The organism is Nocardia sp. NPDC101769, from assembly GCF_044766925.1.
GTDB lineage: Bacteria > Actinomycetota > Actinomycetes > Mycobacteriales > Mycobacteriaceae > Nocardia.
This window is the reverse complement of the sequence record NZ_JBIWMX010000129.1, coordinates 1-1,824: the sequence shown is the minus strand read 5'-3', so window position 1 is coordinate 1,824 and position 1,824 is coordinate 1. Positions and strand designations below refer to the sequence as shown.

The following is a 1,824-nucleotide window of genomic DNA, read 5'->3' as shown; positions in this document are numbered from 1 at the left end:
CGCCACGCCTTTAGGGAGGTCTCATCGACCAAGGGGAGCCAGAGGTATCTCGCCTTGCCTGATCAACCGTTCGAAGATAAGTAGGGGCGCCATGAGGGGACGTTGGGTCAGCCGGGCTGCCGGCCGAGCTAGCGTTCGTACCCCCGGTATTGGGGGCTCGGAGCTGCTCTCATTTTTGTGAAAAGATGCAATTTACGATTGGGGCGCGTCGGCGGGGGTCGGTCGCGGTATCGAAAGGGATTGCCTCATGCGGATTCTCATGACCGGCGCTGCGGTCACGGCAATGATGGTGGCCGGGATCGGGTCGGCTACGGCCGAGCCGCTGCCGCTGACCGATCCCACCGAGATCTCGGTGGCGACGGATGCGGTGGCGCCCGGAACCGGGGCGACCACGATCGCGGCATCCAACCCGAGTGGCAGCTGGGGCTGCGGTGTGACGGTGTTCTGCTCGGATCCCGTCGGGTAAGACCAGTAAGGCTGCCGGTTCCGGATCCGACGACGTCGAACTCGGTGACGTCGTCGCGGCCCTGTATTTCGATCGCGCCGAATGGCTGGGATCGGACGCGCCCCTGAAGGCCTTCGACCGCGTCTCCGGGGCGCTGGACGACCAATTCACCTCGGTCGTGACCGCCGGGCAAGCCGTGGACCGCGAGACCTTCCTCGCCGGCCGCGCCGTGCCAACCGATTCGGACAAAAGCGGTATGTCGCACTAGCGGGCGTTCAGCGCGACAGTGCATTTGGCGTGCCGTGACAGCGATGCCGTAGCTTTGGATAATCGTGCACAATCACGAACCCGCTGGCTATGACTGTCCGTTCTGTTTTCTGCTCGCCGGTGGTGAGACCCCACTCGACAGTCCACGTGACATCGTGTTGCATACCAGGCACGCGACCGCGTTCACCGCATCCCGTTGGTGGCCGAACAACCACGGACATGTGCTGGTTGTTCCGAACGCTCATCACGAGAATCTGTATGACCTGCCACCGGAGTACGGGCATGCCGTACACGACGTGGTCCGTGAGATCGCCGTCGCGATGCGGGCGACCTACGGCTGTGTGGGAGTGTCCACCCGTCAGCACAACGAACCTGCTGGCAGCCAAGACGTTTGGCACTACCACGTTCATGTCTTCCCGCGGTATCACGGCGACAATCTGTATGGGTCCCGCCCGCTGCCGGGCCATGCGACCGGTGAACAGCGGTGGGTCTATACCGATAAGCTGCGCGACTACTTCAACGCACTGCGCAGGGCATGAAGTCGCCGAGGCAGAGCGAAAACCGACCCAACTCGGACACGCTGAACTCGGCGTAGCGGACGAGGCTGGTCGCTTTTCTGAGCTATACCAGCGACGACCCGGTGGAAATCCGGAACTCGGCAAAAGCGGACGTTCTGCACCGCAACAGGTTCCGGCCGCTGCGCGCCGGCCGGTTCGGTCAGCGCTGGGCGCGGCAGGATAGTGCACAGCTATGTGCCAGCCGATGTTGCTGTCGACCGGTCTAATCGCGCACTGCCACTGAGGAATTGGCGAAATGCGGGCGATTTGCGATCAGTAGTGCGAGGCTATGCCGGTTGCGTGAAACTCGGCAGATGCGGATGTTCTGCACCGCAACAGGTTCGGGCCGTCGGCGCCCCGCGCTGGCCGGTTCGGTCAGCGCGGTATGCGGCACTACAGGATGTTTGCGGAGCGCTAGGGTGCAGCGCGTGGACGATTCGAGCAGGCCCCGCCTGCCCGAATTGAGGGGCCGGAAAGATTTCGGACAGCGCATCTTTGGTTTCTCTACGCTGCCTGGTTCCGTTCGAACCACTCGGACTCTACTTCGTTGGGAGT

Annotated in this window: 2 protein-coding genes; both read left to right on the top strand. The window is 63.1% G+C overall.

Annotated elements, in window-relative coordinates; translation table 11 throughout:
* Positions 1 to 247 precede the first annotated feature (247 nt).
* Positions 248 to 466 carry a hypothetical protein gene (locus ACIRRA_RS45930; protein WP_402782446.1) on the top strand — a complete coding sequence of 73 codons (219 nt, stop codon included), beginning with the start codon at positions 248 to 250 and terminating at the stop codon, positions 464 to 466.
* Between the two features lie 311 nt (positions 467 to 777).
* The gene (locus tag ACIRRA_RS45925; RefSeq protein WP_402782444.1) at positions 778 to 1,251 is read left to right on the top strand and encodes an HIT family protein; all 474 of its coding nucleotides are present in this window, start codon (positions 778 to 780) and stop codon (positions 1,249 to 1,251) included.
* Positions 1,252 to 1,824 lie beyond the last annotated feature (573 nt).

Excerpts from the sequence above, each read along its gene's own strand:
- ACIRRA_RS45930 (WP_402782446.1), top strand. The coding sequence starts at position 248 with ATGCGGATTCTCATGACCGGCGCTGCGGTCACGGCAATGATGGTGGCC.